Origin of the sequence: Chryseobacterium sp. SIMBA_038, from assembly GCF_046535115.1 — a bacterium.
GTDB lineage: Bacteria > Bacteroidota > Bacteroidia > Flavobacteriales > Weeksellaceae > Chryseobacterium.
Genome location: NZ_JAWRXH010000001.1, coordinates 1,177,008 through 1,197,629, shown reverse-complemented (window position 1 = coordinate 1,197,629; position 20,622 = coordinate 1,177,008). Strand labels below are relative to the sequence as shown.

The window sequence follows — 20,622 nt, the reverse complement described above, 5'->3', positions numbered from 1 at the left end:
TTGTAAATTATCATTTTCTTTTGTAATTGACACTAATTCACCCGATTTCTATACTCACTCGGACTGACACCCAAAAGTTTTTTCACATATCTGGTAAAAAACGAACGGCTTGAAAAATCCATTTCATCGGCAATTTCTGAAATGTTTAGGTCTTTGTTTTGCAACAAAAGCAATATCCGTTCTTTCGCATAACGCTGTATCCATTCAGAAGCGGTAATTCGGGTATTGACTTTGCAAATGTAATTGAGATATTTGGGTGTAATGTTTAGCTTATCGCTGTAAAATTGAACCTCTCGTTCTTTCATACAATGTTGCTGAGCTAAATGCAAAAAACGTTCGTACAAAGTTCCGCTTTGCAAACTTCGTTTTCGTCTATCGAGTTCATCTTCAAAAATGTGCCACATTTCCAACAAGAAAATTTGCATTTGGAGTTTCAACATTTCATCATAAAATCGGTGGTTTGTTTCTTGCGACTTATCATAAAGCAACTGGAAATTCTTTAAAATCTTTTCTTTGTCTTCCTTGTCGGGATGCAAAATTGGATTATCTTTGGAATGAATGTAACTGTCTATACTAGCATTTGCACTCGGCATATTAGTGGTTAATAAATTGCTCTCCACAAACAAGATCGTTGCTTTAAAACTTGATGAAAAAGACAAGCCTATAATAGAAAGTCCAGCCAACCAAAAAATAAATTCCCCTTTTTTACAATGGAATTGCTGACCATTGAAACTAAATTTCACAGTTCCACTTTGACAATAAATATGAGTATGAAACCGATTTTGAAAATCTTCGGGAAATTGTGCCGTTGATGCGGTTTTGTACAAGATAACTTTTTGATTTTCTGACATATTTATTCAAATTAAAAGTCTACTCAACAAAAATAAGTAATATTTGACATTAATTGGGTTATAAATGTAACAAAATACCTTTCGATTACTTTTAATTTTGCATCGTAATAAATGCAGACAATGGAAACACAAGATATTTTTGAAAGGTTACGAAACGGAGAAACTATTTCTTCTAACGATGCTAAAGCATACAAAATGCGTGAAGCTTCTTTCGCTACAAAAAAGATTTTGGTTCAAATGAATAATGCAACAGAACCCGAAGAAATCAGAAGTTTTTTAAACCAAATTACCGCAAGTGAAATCGATGAAAGTGTAACTGTTTTTACGCCTTTGCACATCAATTACGGAAAACACACCAAAATTGGCAAAAACGTATTTATCAATTTCGATTGTGTTTTTCTGGATTTAGGTGGAATAACTATTGAAGACAATGTACAGATTGCTCCGAAAGTGAGCTTGCTTACCGAAAGTCATCCGCTTAATCCTAACGAAAGACAATCGCTAATTCCGAAACCTATTCACATCAAAAAAAATGCGTGGATTGGTGCAAACGCAACCATTTTGCAGGACGTTACCATTGGAGAATACGCAGTTGTTGCAGCTGGTTCTGTGGTTACTGAAGATGTTCCTGACAATGTAGTGGTGGGCGGAATTCCTGCAAAAATTATTAAAGAAATTAAATCAATATAAGATGAAAATAGGAATAGTAATTTTTATGTGTTTTGCTTGCGTTTCTCTTTTTGCTTGCAGTAAAGATGATGACACAAATCCAATCCAAAATAATGGCAGTACGAATAATAATCCTTCAACCAGCAAAATGAAAATTACAGTTGGCACCGCAGTTTTTACCGCAACCTTGTATGATAATCCGAGTGCAAATGCGTTTAAAGCGCTATTCCCACTTTCTATCAATATGACGGAATTAAATAACAACGAAAAGTACTTCGATTTGCCCAAACCACTTCCAACAAATGCTTCCGTTGGTAGCGATATAAAAGCAGGCGATTTAACGCTATACGGAAATAACACCTTGGTTTTGTTTTATAAAAGTTTCAACACCTCATACAGCTATACAAAGCTTGGCTATGTTAATAACCCAACCGGACTTGCAACGGCGCTGGGCAATGGAAATGTAGTTGTGAAATTTGAGAATAATTAAATATAAATCAATATGAAATATACTTTAAAAATAGTTGCATTAATAATGTTTGTGTCAATTACTACACTGTCGTGCAACAATAAAAATCAGGAAAAAATGAAAACAGATACAAATGAACTATCAGAAATTTTCCCGAAAGGCAAAAAAGGCTCGGAAGATTTATTACCGGAAATGCTTACAATGTTGGTTTGGTAGAGGCAGATACCACTTTAACGACAGCGGTTGGAAATGTGTATTTTGAACCTGGTGCAAGAAGCAATTGGCACAGTCATCCGGCTGGTCAGATTTTAATTATAACTGATGGAATTGGCTACCATCAAATAGAAGGTCAACCCATTGAAATTATAAAAAAAGGAAGCGTTGTAAAATGTCCGCCCAATGTTCGTCATTGGCACGGAGCCAGTGCTGGTGTGGGTTTACAGCAATTATACATCGTTCCGAACACCGAAAAAGGAATTGTGAATTGGAATGAAGCGGTTACGGATGAACAATACTCGATTAAAAAATCAAAATAAATTCTATGAAAAATATAGCAATTATTGCAATCGCATTTCTAATGACCATCGGACAATCATTTGCACAAAATAAAAATTCAAAGAAAATGAATACATCAAAAGAACATTATACATTTCAATTAAGTGATAAAGTTACCCGTCAAAAAGTATCTTTCAAAAACCGTTATGGCATCACGCTTTTAGGCGATTTATATCTTCCTAAAGATAGAGGAAATGAAAAACTGTCAGCACTGGCAATCAGCGGACCTTTCGGTGCTGTAAAAGAACAATCATCAGGTTTGTACGCCAATCAAATGGCGGAACGTGGTTTTGCCGTTGTAGCATTCGACCCATCGTACACGGGTGAAAGTGGTGGTGAACCGAGAAATTTGGCTTCGCCAGAAATTAATACCGAAGATTTCAGTGCAGCAGTTGACTTTTTAGGACTTCAAAAAAATGTGGACAGGGAAAAAATCGGCATCATCGGAATTTGTGGTTTTGGTGGATTTGCCTTAAACGCTACTGCAATCGACAAACGTATAAAAGCTGTTGTGGCTTCGACAATGTACGATATGACAAGAGTAATGTCTAAGGGTTATAACGATGCAACAATATTAGAACAACGCACAAAAACTTTGGAACAATTGGGCGAACAACGTTGGAAAGATGCAGAAGCAGGAACATTTTCCTATGGACCAGAATACAATAAAGCGCCGAAAGATGATGACCCACAATATGTAAAAGAATATTACGATTATTATCGTACACCAAGAGGCTATCACGAACGTTCGGTAAATTCAGGAAATTCATGGACGGCAACTACGCCATTATCATTTATGAATATGCCTATTTTAAGTTACATCCAAGAAATTTCGCCAAGACCGCTTTTGATTATTGCAGGCGAAAAAGCACATTCAAGATATTTTAGCGAAACCGCATTTCAAAATGCCAATGAACCGAAAGAATTAGTCATCGTTCCAAATGCCGTACACGTAGATTTATATGATAAAATTGCCGTAATTCCGTTTGACAAAATGGACATTTTTTTTAGAACAAGCTTGAAATAAAAGATAGTGAAAAGAAGGGCATCCGCTAACAAGGTATTGGCAAAAGCAGGGCTGAAGTGCAAACTACAGCTTTTGTGCTTATATTGAAGTTTTGTACATTAGCCGAACGGTAGTGCTTCGATTGCCCTGCCTTCGCCAATACCCGAAACGTTTTAATTGATATTAGAATCTCAAAAAACGATTACTTTCTTATCTATTTCAAATAAAATTTTTAATGATAAATATTAAAAATTCTACCAATTTTTTAGTAATAAAAAAAATAACAATAATATTTTACTTTTTTTTACTTTTAAGGTATCGTTTTAATAATAAATATTTAACAAATGTTATATAAAGAGATACATTTAGGAGAACTCATTAAAGAAAGAGTTGCAGAACAAGAGATTTCAATAGAGAGAATCTGTAATTTTTTGGATAAAGAAGAAAGTGTCGTTGAAGAATTGTATGCTAATAAATCTATGGATACTGAACTTTTGTTAAGATGGTGTAAACTATTAGAATATGATTTTTTTAGAATTTACAGTTCGCATCTTATCTTATATGCACCACCTTCAGCAGTTAATAAAAATCATAATAAATCTGAAAAAATTCCTTATTTCAGAAAAAACATATATACTCAGGAAATTAAAGATTTTATTCTTAGAAGAATACTTTCTGGTGAAATGACTCAGAGTGACATAATTAGAGAATATTCAATACCCAAGAGTACACTACACCGTTGGTTACAGAAAAATAATGATATTGATTAATAAAAAACGTTGATTCAAAGGGATAAATAATTTTTAATAATAATTTTTTTAAATAAGGAAATTGGTTTTAAAATTCATAAAATTATTTTTAGTAATCTTAAATCTAACAAAACGATGCGAATACAATCAATATTTATTCTAAGTTGTTTGCTTTCATGCGCAAAGCAACCTGAAAAAAAATAGAGAATGACACTTGGGAAAAATTACAGGTTATCACGCTTTTTCAGAAAATTACAATTGAAAATAATTCTGACAGTTCAGAAGTTGAAAATATTATCTGGAATAAACGGATTTACAATATTCCCCCAAAATATATTATTGAAGACACTATAAAAACAAAAATTTATCTTGGCAAAAATGAAAAAGATAGCTTAAAAACTTGGATTAAATCTTCTATTCTTAAACCCAAATTTACTGCTTTAAATGCTTCTGATTATGTCGGAAATGTAGAGCTAAAATACACTGACAGAAATACCACATTGAGTTGTAAATATTATTCTGTTGGAGAATGGGACAAAGTATCAGAAAATACAAAAAAGATTTACAACTTATTGAATAGCAAAACGGAGTTATCTAAACAGTAAAAATGTTGTGTGTATTAATAGGTTTGCAACTGCTGAGCTCAGAAATTCAAACTTCTGCTCGAAAGCAAAACCTAAGAACTTTAAAAAAGCGAACGTAAATCTCAAAAAACGATCAAAGTAAATTTTTTTATTACTCGGATAAATAACTTTACGAAAGTCATATAAATCAGATTGACGCAATGTGTAAATTTGAAAGTCATAATGCATTTTAAAAACACAGTTAATGAAAAAAGTATATTACGGAAAATTAAAATAGATAATGAGACTTACTTATGGAAAAGGTTGCATCTTCATTTAACAAATTATGAATATTCAACATGCGTTGAAAAGGTTGTGATTTATCTTGAAGGATATAAAAAATCTCCGCTTCAACTTTTGTTTAGAGAAGAGGATAATTTAATTCTTAAATCAGATGTAAAAAAAGAAAAATGGCGCGTAGGTTATCCCGATAATGGAGTAATTTGGTTGTTTAAGCATAAACCTCGTTTACCTAATAATAAAATATATTCAGTTAATAAGCAAAAAACTGATGAGATCAATTTGAATCGGCCGGCTGTTATAGCCGAATTAATTCGATATTTTCTTCATAATGGTTGGAAACCAAAAGAAGTATAAGGCCATACATTATTGAAGATGCATTGAAATTCCTTGAGATAATTGCATTGCCTAAAGGTATAACATGAGTAACGAGGAACTTCATTTTATATTATTGTAACCTGGACGAGAGAATAAATGGCTTAATTATATGTAGTGATTAGTAATGTAATGCCCTAATCGTTACATTTATCTAATAAATAAATCATAAATATTCAACTTCTTGTAGCTGAAAAACAATATTCTGTAAAAAATGAAATAAAACCTATAATATAAATAATTACTATATCAACAAGTTAGAAAATTAACATTAAATAATAAAATGGAATATATTGAATACTTCTACAACGGAAAGTTACTAAAGGTCTATGAGAATAGAATATACAAAGATCTAACAGAAATGAAAAATGCAATTGCTAGTTAGTTCCCGGGTGAGATTTACATTCCAGATGAATTAGGTTTTTTTGATGGTATAGATGAAGAAGGGGAATCTTATAAATATCTAATATATACTATGATTCACCAAATTGATTCTGAAAAAGTTATAATGTGTGGAGTATATGATATATAAACTTTTTAAAGTTAGGATCAAGTGAAATTTATAAATATACCCAGTATTTTAATGATAGCATCTCACAAAACGATGATTATGAATACAAGTGAAAAAATACAAAAAATTATAAAGACACAATAAAAGCTACAACTAAAGGTATTTTTGAATTTATAAATAATGAAAACTTAATTGTAGATAAATTTTACAAAAACGAAATTCTTAATGCTATTTTAGAAGCTTGTAGGTTTTAAGATTCGCAAATACATTTATAAAATCTACGCACAAAGGCTTTTTGTGCCTATCTATACCATAATTAGCGTTTTACGGAAAAAAATAGAATTAAGTAGCAATCGTTTATTTGCATTAAGTCAATTGTTTTAGGAGGGTAACTACATGCAATTAATTCAGTTAAATAAAAAATAGTTTGCATTAATATTACATTATCTATTTATTTAATTTATTAATTTTGATGTAAAATAAAGAATAATAAAATTTATTAATAGTATTTGTTAAAAAAAATTAATGCGACTGTTATATAGGTAGGAATTAAAACCTTTATTTTTAAGAATCAAAAAATTAATAATACCATTTCACAAAAACTAAATCCATGGAAAAACAACTAAACTATCTAAATGATTTTTTGGATAGTAATTTGCAGAATAATGCAATCAATATTGTAAAGCAAATTGAGAAAATCTCGAAAGAGTATCCTGAAAAAAATGCCATCGTCGATGGTTCTGAAAAAACCACGTATCAAAAACTTAATGCAAAAGCCAATCAATTAGCACATTATTTACAAACTCAGAATATTGAAAAAGGAGGATTGATCGGAGTTTGTATTCCTCAATCAACAAGCCGTATCATTGCTTTTTTAGCCATTTTAAAGTCGGGAGCAACTTATTTACCTATCGATGGGGAATTACCACAAGCCCGAATCCAGATGATGATTAATGATTCAAAAATCAAACTGATGCTCAGCGTAGATCAATATTTAGATAAAGTAAATAATGATCAGACACAAACTATTGCATTAGATTCTTTAATTTCTGATGAAAGTTTTCAAAATAAGTCAACCGACAATCTTTTAATTGATATTTTACCAGATAATCCTGCATACGTAATCTACACCTCCGGTAGTACAGGAATGCCAAAAGGAGTGATTATTTCACATCATTCTTTTTATAATTTTGTACAATATCAGGCAGAAGTTTTAGGTTTATCGGCTGATAATATAACCCTGCAATTTGCCTCTCCGAGCTTTGATGCTGCTATAATAGATATCTGGACGCCCTTAATTAAAGGAGCTACCATACATTTATATCCAAATAATAAAATTGTGGGCGAACCGCTTTTAGATTTTATTGTTACTCATCATATCGACACCGTTCCTTTAATGCCTCCGATGGTTTTAGCGTCGTTACCTTTGAACAAACCTATCGGAAATCTCCATACGATAGCCATTGGTGGTGAAGCTTGTAGTGAAAACACCGTAAAATCATGGTACAAAAGGATACGTTTAATTAATAGTTATGGTCCAACCGAAGCCACTGTTGCGGTAAGTAATTATGAATTTAAAGAAGAAATTAATCCAAAAATTATAGGAACTGCAATGCCGTTTGTTGATGTATTTCTATTGGACGAAAATCTGAAACCTGTAACAGATGGGACAGTTGGAGAAATTTATGTCGGAGGTTCTCAACTGGCGTTAGGATATTTACATCGTGAAGAAGACACTATAAAATCTTTTATCCATGCTCCGGAATGGCTTTTGGATCAATTAAATAAAGGCACAACGCTTTATAAAACGGGAGATATGGCTTTGCGAAGAGAAGATGGAAATTTGGAGTTTTACGGAAGAAAAGACGATCAGGTTAAAATCCGAGGGTATAGAATTGAACTTGCTGAGATTGAATATAATATCTCAAAATTGCCACAGATTACTCAAAGTGCGGTTAAAGTACAGAGAAAAGAAAATGGTTTACCTGCTTTAATTGCTTTTATTCAACTTGCAACTGATGAAGATCAGACAAAAGTTTTACAGAATATAAAGGCTAAACTACAACAGGTGATGCCTGCCTATATGCTTCCTGACAAGATTTTTATTGTAGATCAAATGCCTTTGAATCATGCCGGAAAAATAGATAAAAAGCTCTTAGAAATTCCTGAAAATCAATCAAAAAATAACAATTTACCGAAATGGAAAGAAGATAATTTAACCCAAGTCGTGACCCACATCTGGAAAGACCTTCTTTCGCTGGAAGATGTTAATGAAGAAGATGATTTTTTTGAATTGGGAGGTCATTCGCTGTTGCTTGCTCAATTGCATATGCTGCTTCCTGAGCCTGTCAGAAATTTGATCAGTTTGCCAGAACTTTATATTTATACCACGATCTCAGCTTTTGTTAAAGAGGTTGAAAATAGAATGGTGAAAACCGAAATTTCGCAAAAAAGTAAGGCTGAAATGATGATCAGTGAATTGATAAAAGATTCGGAATTACATATCGATTTCAATATAAATGAATCACCAGATCCGGAGATTTTAAAGAATCCTAAAAGTATTTTTTTAACAGGAACAACAGGTTTTGTAGGATCTCATTTATTGGAAGAGCTTTTACAGCAGACTTCGGCAAATATTTACTGTTTGGTACGTGCTTCATCCTCGGAAGAAGGGCTGGAGCGTATTAAAAATACTTTTGAAAAATTTAAATTATCGTGGTCGGTCGATTATGAAAGCCGTGTTATTGCGATGATTGGAGACTTATCTTTACCTCATTTCGGAATGGAAAATGAAAATTACAGTTTCGTTACCAATCATATTGAGGTCATTTATCATTCGGGAAGTTCGGTGAGTTATGTGCAGCCGTATTCTTTAATTAAAAAATCAAACATTGACGGTTTGCACAATATCATTGATCTTGCGGTGACCGGAAAAATAAAATTTCTGATGTTGCTGTCTTCCATGGGCGTATTTAGCTGGGGAAGACCTTTCACAAAGAAAACGTGGATGTATGAAGACGATTCTATCGATCAAAATATGGCAGCAGTTTCCAGAGATTTGGGATATATAAAAAGCAAATGGGTAATGGAAAGTATTGCTGAAAAAGCGCGACAAAAAGGGCTTCCTATTACGAATTTCAGGTTGGGTTTTGCAGTTTGTCACAGCACTTCCGGGGCAACCGTGATGAATCAGTGGTGGGGATCGCTTATTAGAAGCTGTGTTGAGCTTAATTCATTTCCGCTTGTCATGGGATTAAAAGATGAACTGACGACGGTAGATTATATGTGTAAAGCGATCATGCACATCAGTAAAAAGAAAGAAGCGGTCGGGCTCAATTTCCACCTTTCTCCTTTACCTGAAAATGATGTTTCGCTCACTGATTTCTGTGCCAAAATAAATGAATATTATGATATCAATTTAAAAGGAATGGAATATCATCAATGGCTCAACCAATGGAAATATGATAGTAATTTACCTATTTATCCTTTGCTAAGCCTGTTCACAGAAGATGTGCACGAAGGAAAATCATTAGTAGAAGCCTACGAAAATACCTATTATTATGACAGAAGCAATACCCAGCAATTTTTAGCAGATACCAATTTAACACCGCCGGTTTTTGATAAAAAGCTGATGACTCCTTATCTGGAATTTATGGGAGTTTTGAGTTTGGATGCGATTGAAGAAAATTATTAGTGGTCATTTTATATACATTTATTGATGAGTTTAAACATGAATTTCTATTAGATACATATTTAAAAAGCTTCCCGGAAAATTTTAAAGCTAAAATTCTGAACTACAGAAAATGGCAGGATGCTCAATTGTCTTTATTGGGAAGGGTTCTTTTGAAATACGGATTAAATAATTATTATCAGATCAACGAAATTGAAATTGATCTCACGCCTAATAATAAACCATTTTTAAAAGGACAGGATATTTATTTTAACATTTCACATTCAGAAAAACTGGCGGTTTGTATCATCGCTGGTTTTCCTGTGGGAATTGATGTTGAATTTTTAAATGAAAAAATAAATTACATGGATTTTCAATCACAAATGACCGGTAAAGAATTTGATGAAATACATCATGCTGATAATAAAATTAAATGTTTATTAAAGTATTGGACAATAAAAGAAGCCATTATAAAAGCGGATGGGAGAGGTTTACAAATAGATCTACAATCGTTTGAATTTATAAATAATGAATGTTTAATTGATGATAAAATGTTTTATGTAAAAGAGATTTCCATTCACGAAAATTATGTTGGTCATATAGCTTATAATAAAATTGACACTATGGACAAAACAATTTTTTTTGAAGAGTTTTTTTACTGAAAACGAACTAATATTGTTTATAGCATATTACCAATTTATCTAATAATCAGAAAATACAATAATTAGATTATATTTTTATAATAGAAAATGTATTGTTAGTGAGATAATTATGGTTTAAATTATACTTATTCAGAAATAAATAATCCTTGGGGCAAACCTGAAGGTCTTTTCCGAATAAATTTCAGCAACTCCAATATTTCATTTTTAACTGAATATTAGAAATTTTCATATTTTGCTATTTTTAAGTGGTTTTTCATAACTTCAATTTTTTTTTAATATTTACTTTTCCCTTAAGGACATCATAAATAGGGCATAACATTAGTTTTGAAATATCAATTTCCCACAATGGACTGTTTTGATTAACAACCGTCATGGTATTATCATTTAAGTCAAACTCTTCCACAAAATAGTAATAAAGAAGCTTGGTAATGGTAACCCGTTTGTTTTTCCTTTATGACGTAAAATACTATACAGAGAGTAGGTTGTACTGCTGTTAATTCCCATAATTTGGGATAGGATTTGTTCTTTTAAAAAGATCTTTCTTCCTGGGGATGGGAGACCCAGCTACTGAGACGTTTGATCCTTCCTTTATTGGAGATGGCAAAACGGCTTTCAGATCCCGATATCAGTCGCCAGCATTCATTAGGCAGATCTTTAATAGATAAATTCATGCAGGCTGGCGGATTATTTCTTTCAATCTTAGGCTGACCTAGCTTTTTCCAAAGAGAAAAATTGAATACTCTTTCTGAGTAGTCTGATGTATCAGTGATTAGAAAATCTTTTTTTTTAGGGTGATAGCTTTGTAAAAACCATCTAAACCCGCCTGCAGTTAAAAATTCCTTATAGACAACGTCCATAATGCTTTCGGGAAGTACACCAACTGCTTCGCCGGCGGTGTACATGTCTTCAAAATTGGCTACCAATTTACCTTCAACAGTATACTGACTGACTGGTTGGAGATAGATCACATTTCGGTTTCGTGCCCTGTTCATGCGATATATCTTAAGGCTCCGCTCACTGGCGGAAACCTTCTCCAAATTGTTGCTATGTATATGAAGACTGTTGCTATCTTTAGAGATAATAGCAATAGTACGATCCTTCACATCGAATTTTTCAACAAAGTGATAATAGACCAGACGGGCTACAGATTTTCGATATTTATTGCCTTCTACTGATAAGGTACAATGAACATGATACATGCTATCTTGAAGATATCTGTTAAAGTGTTTTACAAAAATAAGTTTCATAACCTTTTCAGGCAGCATTCGTTCTTTGCCAAATAATGAGGTAGACTGCCGCTCAAGGCTTTTCAGGCGCCCATAGTTGGAAATCATGTAGTTCTCGTAATTTTCTACGGGCTTCCATTCTTCATCAGGAAGGCTTTCTAAGGAAGTATTGTAAAGTACTTTTTTTACATAGTGGTCTTCCAGTTTTGTGGGTAACTTCATGAGTCGAATAATTATTTGGTTTACATACCTATTTGTGCTGTAGTAAGATTCAAGACCGTAAAAATATAAATTATACTTAAAAAAAATAGATAATATGGTATTCCGTAATCTAAGTATAAGCAGGCTTTTTATTTTTGTATTCGAACCATTGAGAGAATTTTTGCATCTCTATATAATACGACATGCTTTGTCGCCTTACAGAAATACCTTTGCAAACATATATAGCAGTAAAATCATGTCAACTTATACATGTACAGCTGTAAAGTAATAAAAACGATGAAAAGCACGAATTAAATCTATAAAATATAATTTTATAACTCATTGGGAAATAGTAAATTTGCGCGATTTAAAAAATAAACTATTAACACTAAAAAACACGGGAATGAAAAAACTCTATATGAGTGCACTTACTATGTGCACGATTTCTGTCCTTTATTCACAGGAAGTGATTTGGCAGAAGGACATTAAATCCAATACTCAGGATTTCTTATCACAAGTTACCACAACAATTGACGGACAGTATTTAATTACAGGCAGTTCTATTCAATCTAAAAAGCTGTCTACGGATAATAAACAAAACAACGGCTACGATTTTCACTTGGTTAAACTTAATCAACAGGGAGAGGAAGTTTGGGAGAAATATTTCTCCGGTCAAAATCATGATTTTCTGTCTGCAACCGTTGCAACACAGGAAGGCGGTTTTCTCCTTTCTGGAACGTCTTACAGCGGAAAAGGTTTAGACAAAAAAGAGGATTCTAAAGGCGGATCGGATATCTGGTTGATTCGTTTGAATGAATTCGGAGACGAGTTATGGCAAAAAACGTTGGGAAGTTCTTCTGACGAAGAAGCAAGATCTGTGATACAAACTACAGATTTGGGATTTTTCGTTGCCGGAAATGTTCAGAATTCAGCTAAAGGCTATGGTTCCAAGGATATTTTAATTATAAAATTAGACAAGAACGGGAAAGAATTATCACAACTTATTTTAGGCGGAAAAGGATTAGATGAAGTTGAAAAAATGATTCCTACAAAAGATGGTGGAGCATTATTAGGTATCTATTCCAGAAGTAATGCAGGAGGTTCAAAGAAAACCGAAAACTTTGGAGAAGGAGATTATTGGATTATTAAACTCAATAAAGATGGAAAAGTTGAATGGGAAAAGAATTTTGGTGGAAAAGGTGATGATCATTTGAGAACACTGGCATTAACTTCAAACGGATTTTTAATCGGTGGAGAATCCAGATCTGAGAGATCAGGAAATAAAACCGTTGGAATTGAAGAAGGAACCGATGTCTGGCTGATTTCTTTGAATGAAAGAGGTGATGAAATCTGGCAGAAATCCTTCAATTTCAAAAACAGGGATGTTTTGATGGGAATGAGTGTGATTAACAGGGAGTCAGATGGAAATGGGAAATCTACAAAAGGAGTGCTGATCGGGGGATATACTCAAGCTGAGGGAAGAATTGAAAGTGATGATGAGAAATTTTGGATACTGTATTTAGATGAAAACGGCAATGAGCAGTGGAGAAAGCATGTAAAAGGAGAATCCAGTAAAAAAGAGGAAAGATTGTCTGATATCAAACTTAACAGAGACGGCTCGATTTTGCTGGCAGGTACAAGTGCTGAGGAACTAGGAAAAGAAAACTGGAAGATTGTTAAGCTTGGTGATAAACTGATTGATCAGCTGATTGTAAAACAAGACATTAAGATTTATCCGAATCCGGTTTCAGATTATGCTTACGTGGAAATTGGGTTTGAGGGCCTGAGAGAGGGAGCGTTTGAGGCGGAGATTAACCTTTACGACATGAGTGGACGACAATTGCAAAGTTTGAAAACTAAGAATAAAGTAACCAAAATCAATACTCAGAGTTTGATTCAGGGAGCTTATCTGGTGACTGTAAAAACCAATACGAATAAAACGGCTAATGCTAAATTGATTAAAAAATAAACACAACTTATGAAGAAAATATTTTTACTGGTGATATGCATGTTAAGTTATCATGTGTATCACAGTCAGGCACAGAGCCAAAATGTAGGAGTTACGCAGCCAGTTCCTACAGCTTCTTCGCTGGCAGCATATAACAATAGTCCTGTTTCTATACAGACAGGAATTCCGAATATTTCCTATCCTTTAATGAGCGTTCCGACCAACAATAAGTTGGTGAATGTCAGCTTAGGTTTGAACTATCATGCAGGTAATACTTCCGGAGACCAATGGGTAGGCAACGTGGGGAAAGGTTGGTCGTTGCTAGGTCCAGGAGTAATCTCCAGAGAAATTATGGCAGAGTTTGATGAAAAATATGATGATGCAAGCTCTTTTGGATATAAAAAAAATGAATTTAAAGATCTATATAATTTTAGCACTCCGGAAGAGTCAGGTAAATTCAGAATTATAAGAGATACACTGAATAATACATTCCGGGTTGTAAAATTAACGCCATATGCCTCTAAAATAAAATATGACTCGGTAGCTAATCCTGCTACTTTAATTATAAATTCTTTTACAATAACCACTAATACAGGAATCAAGTACAAATTTCAAAAATACGATACTTCAAGAATGCTTGTTACAGGCGGATTTAACCCTGCTCATGGATATTTAATGGGTAGAAAGCTCTACAGAAGTGCATTTTATCTTACCTCAATACTGGATGAAAATGACCAGGAACTTGTAAAATATAATTATCTGAAAGAGACCAAATATGTTTTGGGGCATGAAGCTGATCAATGGATAGAATCTGAAAACCACAGGCTTTCGAGTATTGAAATAAAAGATCACGGTATTATAGAAATTAATTATTCTAAAAATGAAACATTAGATAAGAAAAATGATATATTCAGTATTGATAATATTATCTTAAAAACTCCGAATAATCTTTTTGTAAAGAAATACAAACTTGAATATTCAGCTCCACTTATGCTCAGAATGCTGAATTCTTTCAGCCAGGTTGATGCCAACGAAAATACTATTGAAAAATATCAGTTCAGCTATAAAGATGTAGCCAGTCCTTATCTGGAAAACGGCAGCGGTTTCGTTACCAATGTTTTAAATAAAGTTTTACTTCCATCCGGAGGATCTATTGAATATAATTTTGATATGGTACCATATTACTATTCGGAAATCACTAAAACAACTCCAACCCGCGGAGTAACTTACGGGACAGTATCTTTTGACAAAATAAATAACGGAGGTAAAAAATATCTCTTTACACTCAATGGAGCCAGTTATACTCAAATCACAATTGATGCTTCGGAAGCGGATGTATTGTCCGGCCATGTCTGGGGAATCAATATCTTTAGAAAAACCGGCAACACTTATCAGGTTACCCAGACTGTTGGCACAGGAATAGATCCTGACCCAAGCTATAACCTGATACAGGTCAGAAACTTTGAACCCGGAGAATATTATGTAGAATTGTACTGTGACGGAAGCTTTACTCTACCTCCACCACCGATCAATATTGAGGCTTATGACATGACAGGAACACCTATTGTAGAACATATTACAACTGCTTCACAAACAGGAGCTCCCCGTATAAAGAATATTAAATACTTCAATTTACCTTCTTCTGCTATCAGCTCTTCTTCTACCCCTTCAAAAATTGAAGAGTATGAGTATAATCTCTTTGATACTCCTACAGAATCCAGCGGCTATTACGTAGACGGAGGTGCACTGAATGACGGGATGACCGCAGCCGCCCCGAGTATGATCTACAAAAATGTAAAGGTTTCTCAGGGTAATAATACAGGGTATACCAAATATTATTTTAAGACACCGGATGCATATCCTATTCAGAATGAACACTTTTGGCCTAATTATAATATTACAAGAGGAGGTTTACTGGAAAAAACTGAGGTTTATAATGCATTAAATCAAAAACAATCTGAGAGCGTTTTCGATTATACGATTCAGGATTTTGATGGTCCGGAATATTCTCTGCCAGGAGGTTTTTTCAATGTAAAAACAGTCTGGGCTAAAGAAGAAAAAGTAACCTCTAGGAATTATCTTGATTCGGGAGTTGCAGAAACTAAAAAAGAGGTGATTAAAAATTCTAATAACTACGGTACCCATTTAGAAAGAGTAACATCCTTTGACGGAACTATTCAGGAAACAACGTATCAATATGCTTTGGATAAAAATAATCAGAAACTTATTACTGCCAATATTATAGGCATCCCTTTGGAAACAACATCAATAGTTAAGAAAAATATTTCTGATGCAGGAAAATTAGTTTCCAGAGCAGAAACAAAGTATGAAAACACTGCCAATAAACTTCCCAGCTCTGCTGTCTCTTATGATACACAAAACATAATTTCTGAAGAAGTTACCTTCAACAGATATGACAGTAAAGGAAACTTAGAACAATATACCTCGAAAGAAGGTATTCCTGTTTCGGTAGTTTGGGGATACAACAAAACTCAGCCTATCGTAAAAATAGAGGGCGCGACTTATGATCAAATATCTTCTTATCTCTCAGATATTGTTTCTAAATCTGATGCAGACGTTGATGCGGGATCAGAACAAAACTTGCAGAATGCTTTGGATCTTTTCAGAAATAATACCAATCTCGGCAATTATCAGATTACCACCTATGTATATGATCCTTTGATCGGAATGAAAAGCATGACGCCACCTTCGGGAATCCGTGAGCTGTATAAGTATGATAATGCCAACAGGCTGGATCAGATTGTTGACGAAAACGGAAAAGTTTTAAAAAAATACAAATACAACTACAAACATTAATTCATGAGTAATAAGTAATGGGTAATGAGTAATTATTTTATGCTTCGCCTATACTTTACAATTTAACGATCATCAATTATGAAAAAAATATTTTTATTTAACATCGTATTGTTTGTAGCAGGATTATCTTATGCACAGACTAATACAGAAAATTATATACAGACGACGAATTGCCTTGATGCAGACTGTATCAAAAAAGCTGAAACTATACAATATTTTGATTATCTGGGAAGACCTAAACAGGTTATCAGTGTAAAAGCCTCCCCTACAGGAAAAGATATTGTATCTCACGTAGAATATGATGTGCTGGGAAGACAGACCAAAAGTTATCTTCCTGTTCCGCAAGCAGGAACCCAGAATGGAGAAATCTACACCTCTCCACTCTCTAACGCTCCCACTCATTATGGTGGAGAAAAGATCTACACAGAAAAGATCCTTGAAAACTCTCCGCTGGAAAGAGTCTTACAGCAAAAACAGGTAGGAAATGCCTGGGCAGATAAGCCTGTAATATTTGGCTATGACTTAAACAGCCTGACAGATCATGTAAAGAAATATGACCCCATCACCAACTGGAATCCTACAGAGAAAATATATGCCAACGAGCTTCCGACTGCTTCAGAATATCCGGCAGGACAGTTGGTGAAAAATACCGTTACCGATGAAGACGGAAATTCAACCACAGAATTTAAAGACGGTTCGGGACAAACTGTATTAATACGAAAAGCTGTAAATGCTTCTCAAAATGCAGATACTTATTATGTGTATAATGAGTATAAGCAATTGGCTTTTGTAATTCCGCCACTGGCTTCTGTTTCTGCATCTATTTCGGGTACAGTGTTGGATAATCTTTGCTATCAGTACAAATATGACAACAAAAACAGGCTCGTAGAAAAGAAGCTTCCCGGCAAAGGATGGGAATATCTGGTGTATGATAAACAGAATCGACTGGTGCTGTCTCAGGATGCCAATCTAGGATCTGTTACCAACAATTTTGCGCAGAAAGGATGGACTTTTACTAAATATGACCAGTTCGGAAGAGTGGTTTACACAGGGTTCTTTGCCAATGCTGAAACAAGAACCGCCATGCAAACCGCCATTAATAATTTGGCTGCCAATGCAGGAAATAATGAGCAGAGAAACAATACAACTCCTATCGTACAGGACGGTGAAAATATTTATTACACCAAAAATGCCTTTCCTACAGAAAGCGTGACTATCTTATCGGTGAATTATTACGACACCTATCCTCCCCTTCCTTCGGAGGTGAGCATTCCGTCTGCCGTTATCGGACAGCAGGTATTGAAACAGCCCGGACAAAGTACAACGGGTAAAAATACCAGAACCTTACCATTGGCTTCGTATGTGAGAAATGTGGAAGACAAAGCATGGACAAAAAGCTACACTTATTACGATGAAAAAGGAAGATCTATCGGTTCTTATGCTCTTAATCATTTAGGAGGGTACACCAAAACAGAATCTGAGCTTGATTTTGCAGGACTTGCAAAACAAACCAAAGTATATCACAAAAGATTAAATACCGATACTGAAAAAGTAATTACCCAAACCTATACTTATGATAACCAAAACCGGTTATTGGTTCAGAAACATAAGGTTGACAATAATACCGAAGAGATCTTAGCTCAAAATGAGTATAATGAACTTTCACAGTTAAAAAATAAGAAAGTTGGTGGTACAAACCCTGCAACACCTCTTCAAAGTATTGATTACAAATACAATATCCGAGGTTGGATGACCAAGATCAATGATCCCGCAGATCTTAACGGAAAACTCTTCGGGTATGAAATGAGGTATAACAATCCTGTAAATACGTCTAATGCTCCGGTAAGATTCAACGGAAATATTACAGAAATAGATTGGAAAACTTCTATTGATGGTGTATTGAGAAGATATGATTATCAGTATGATGCTCTAAACAGGCTAAAAAAGGGTATCTATTCTGAACCAGACACCTCCGTTCCGGGGAATGATTTCTTTAATGAATCGTTAGATTACGATATGAACGGAAATATCACTTCTCTGCAGAGAAACAGCAAAGGAGCAAACGGAATTAAAGAACAGATTGATAATCTTACCTATGCTTATTCAGGAAACAGATTAAGCTCGGTAACTGACGGTTCTACAAATTACAGAGGATATCCCGATGTTTCAGGAAATACCATTGCTTATGATGACAATGGAAATATGACGAGTCAAAAAGATAAAGGAATTTTAAAGATTAATTATAATTTTTTAAATCTTCCTAATTATTTAGAATTTGACAAACAGTACTTTACAAGAGGACGATGGCTGAATGTAAACACAAATTACACTTACAGAGCGGACGGAACAAAATTGAAAAAGGTTTATAAATACAGTGAAGATTCTGTATTTAAACAAAAAACTACAGAATATCTGGATGGATTTCAATATGAAATAATTTCTACTTCTGGTGACCCGTTAATTAAATTTGTTCCTACTTCCGAAGGTTATTTCAATTTTGAAAATAATAAGTATATTTACAACTATACAGATCATTTAGGAAATGTGCGTTTAAGCTTTTTAAACAACGGATCCGGAGCAGAAGTTCTTGAAGAAAACAATTACTATCCTTTTGGATTAAAGCATGAAGGTTATAATGTATTAACAGGAAATCCTGCAAACCAGTACAAGTATAATGGAAAAGAGCTTCAGGAGACAGGATTCTATGCTATGGACTGGCGTAATTACATGCCAGATCTAGGAAGATTTGCAGGAATGGATGCTATGGCAGAAAGTTATCCGGATCAGTCACCTTCTCATTTTGCCATGAATAATCCTGTATCATTCTCAGATCCTTCGGGAATGTACAGCATGGATGCAAGTGGAAACATCAGCACCAGCAACCGAGGAGAAATAAACGAATTATTCGGGTATTTTAAAGGTAGAGGAACAGTAAGTGGTGTTACCGCGTTTATGGATTCCAGTGATACCTTTTCAGTAGATATACCAGGCCTTAATATAACCTTTAAAGGAAATAGTAAGACTTGGAACAATTCTGATAACCTAGAAGGAAATAATTTCCTAATGTCAAGTAAAATTACAGGGGCTTTAGGCCAATGGAATTTTGACATGAATAACGGTATGCTTTCTGATGCCATAGAAAATACCAAAGTAGGACAATCTGTATCTGCTGCCGAAAACTTTTTATTTTTAGAATTACCCGGAACGATGCTTGGTGGAGAACTTCTTTCCGCAGGTTGGAGAGCTGCAGGATTGAGTCGATATCTATGCGGACCATTAGGAAGAGTAAGCAACGGATTATTCAAAATCTGTTTCACAGAAGGAACCCTTATTTCTGTAGAAAAAGGTAACAAAAAGATTGAAGATATTAAAGTAGGCGATCTTGTATGGAGCTATAACGAAGAAACAGGGAAAAAAGAACTGAAAAAAGTAGTTGAGCTATCCCGCAATACTTCTTCTTCATTAGTAAAAATCTCCGTTAATGGTACGGAAATTACCTGTACACCAGAACACCCTTTCTACGTAAACGGAAGCTGGATCGAAGCCAAAAATCTTATCAAAGGATTGCTTCTTACAACTTTAGACGGAACAACTTCTCCTGTGGAATCTATTAATTTCTTGGATGGCAAAGTAAAAGTTTATAATTTTGAGGTTGAAGACAACCATAATTATTATGTTTCTGAGAAAAATATTCTTGTGCATAATGATTGCGGATGGACAAGTGCAATCACAAATACATTAGAAAATTCGGCTTCAGGAATGACGAAGCACCTTTCTGAGCATTTCTTTGCTGGTGAATTTAATATTGGAGGTAGACCTTTATCACAAATGTTTCAAAAAGGATTATCATACAAAGACGTATTAGAAGAGGCAGCTTTACGTATTGGCCGAGGTGAAGGAGCACTAGGAACATCTGCACAAGGAGTAAGAGAGGTTATATTAGATTATGGAAGAGCAATAAATCAATCAGGAACAACTACTCAGGTAAGAATATGGATGAACGAAGCAGGAACAAGTATTAGAAGCTTACATCCATATATTATCAAATAA

The 20,622-nt window shown here is 34.1% G+C and carries 13 protein-coding genes; 11 read left to right on the top strand and 2 right to left on the bottom strand.

Annotated elements, in window-relative coordinates; all coding sequences use genetic code 11:
- Positions 1–32 precede the first annotated feature (32 nt).
- A complete protein-coding gene (locus SB689_RS05415; protein WP_410691143.1) occupies positions 33–851 on the bottom strand; it encodes a helix-turn-helix domain-containing protein in 819 nt (272 codons plus the stop codon).
- Positions 852–971: 120 nt separating this feature from the next.
- Here SB689_RS05415 and SB689_RS05410 point away from each other — a divergent pair, with 120 nt between their 5' ends.
- The 8 genes from SB689_RS05410 to SB689_RS05375 all read left to right on the top strand — a co-directional run bounded on the left by SB689_RS05410 (position 972) and on the right by SB689_RS05375 (position 10,380).
- Complete coding sequence (locus tag SB689_RS05410) at positions 972–1,541, top strand: sugar O-acetyltransferase (RefSeq protein WP_410691142.1); 570 nt, start codon at positions 972–974, stop codon at positions 1,539–1,541.
- A gap of 1 nt (position 1,542) precedes the next feature.
- Positions 1,543–2,010 carry a cyclophilin-like fold protein gene (locus tag SB689_RS05405; RefSeq protein WP_410691141.1) on the top strand — a complete coding sequence of 156 codons (468 nt, stop codon included), beginning with the start codon at positions 1,543–1,545 and terminating at the stop codon, positions 2,008–2,010.
- Between the two features lie 188 nt (positions 2,011–2,198).
- Positions 2,199–2,525, top strand: a complete 327-nt coding sequence (locus SB689_RS05400) for a cupin domain-containing protein (RefSeq protein ID WP_410691140.1) — start codon at positions 2,199–2,201, stop codon at positions 2,523–2,525.
- Between the two features lie 41 nt (positions 2,526–2,566).
- On the top strand, positions 2,567–3,571 hold the full coding sequence (locus tag SB689_RS05395; protein ID WP_410691290.1) for an alpha/beta hydrolase: 1,005 nt from the start codon (positions 2,567–2,569) through the stop codon (positions 3,569–3,571).
- A gap of 323 nt (positions 3,572–3,894) precedes the next feature.
- Positions 3,895–4,320, top strand: a complete 426-nt coding sequence (locus tag SB689_RS05390) for a transposase (protein ID WP_410691139.1) — start codon at positions 3,895–3,897, stop codon at positions 4,318–4,320.
- A 785-nt stretch (positions 4,321–5,105) separates the two neighbouring features.
- Positions 5,106–5,519, top strand: a complete 414-nt coding sequence (locus SB689_RS05385; RefSeq protein WP_410691138.1) for a hypothetical protein — start codon at positions 5,106–5,108, stop codon at positions 5,517–5,519.
- Between the two features lie 1,139 nt (positions 5,520–6,658).
- Entirely contained in the window at positions 6,659–9,742 is a 3,084-nt protein-coding gene (locus tag SB689_RS05380) for an amino acid adenylation domain-containing protein (protein ID WP_410691137.1), read from the top strand.
- Entirely contained in the window at positions 9,742–10,380 is a 639-nt protein-coding gene (locus SB689_RS05375; protein WP_410691136.1) for a 4'-phosphopantetheinyl transferase family protein, read from the top strand. The genes SB689_RS05380 and SB689_RS05375 overlap by 1 nt, the downstream gene beginning before the upstream one ends.
- A 527-nt stretch (positions 10,381–10,907) precedes the next feature.
- Here the strand turns inward: SB689_RS05375 and SB689_RS05370 are convergent.
- Positions 10,908–11,828, bottom strand: a complete 921-nt coding sequence (locus tag SB689_RS05370) for an NUMOD4 domain-containing protein (protein ID WP_410691135.1) — start codon at positions 11,826–11,828, stop codon at positions 10,908–10,910.
- Between the two features lie 382 nt (positions 11,829–12,210).
- Between SB689_RS05370 and SB689_RS05365 the strand changes: the two genes are divergently transcribed.
- The 3 genes from SB689_RS05365 to SB689_RS05355 all read left to right on the top strand — a co-directional run bounded on the left by SB689_RS05365 (position 12,211) and on the right by SB689_RS05355 (position 20,622).
- Positions 12,211–13,776 (top strand): T9SS type A sorting domain-containing protein, encoded by a 1,566-nt coding sequence (locus tag SB689_RS05365; RefSeq protein WP_410691134.1) that lies wholly within the window; start codon positions 12,211–12,213, stop codon positions 13,774–13,776.
- A 9-nt stretch (positions 13,777–13,785) separates the two neighbouring features.
- Positions 13,786–16,572: a hypothetical protein gene (locus SB689_RS05360; protein ID WP_410691133.1), complete on the top strand. Its 2,787-nt coding sequence runs from the start codon at positions 13,786–13,788 to the stop codon at positions 16,570–16,572.
- Between the two features lie 78 nt (positions 16,573–16,650).
- Positions 16,651–20,622, top strand: coding sequence for a DUF6443 domain-containing protein (locus SB689_RS05355; RefSeq protein ID WP_410691132.1), 3,972 nt, complete (start codon positions 16,651–16,653; stop codon positions 20,620–20,622).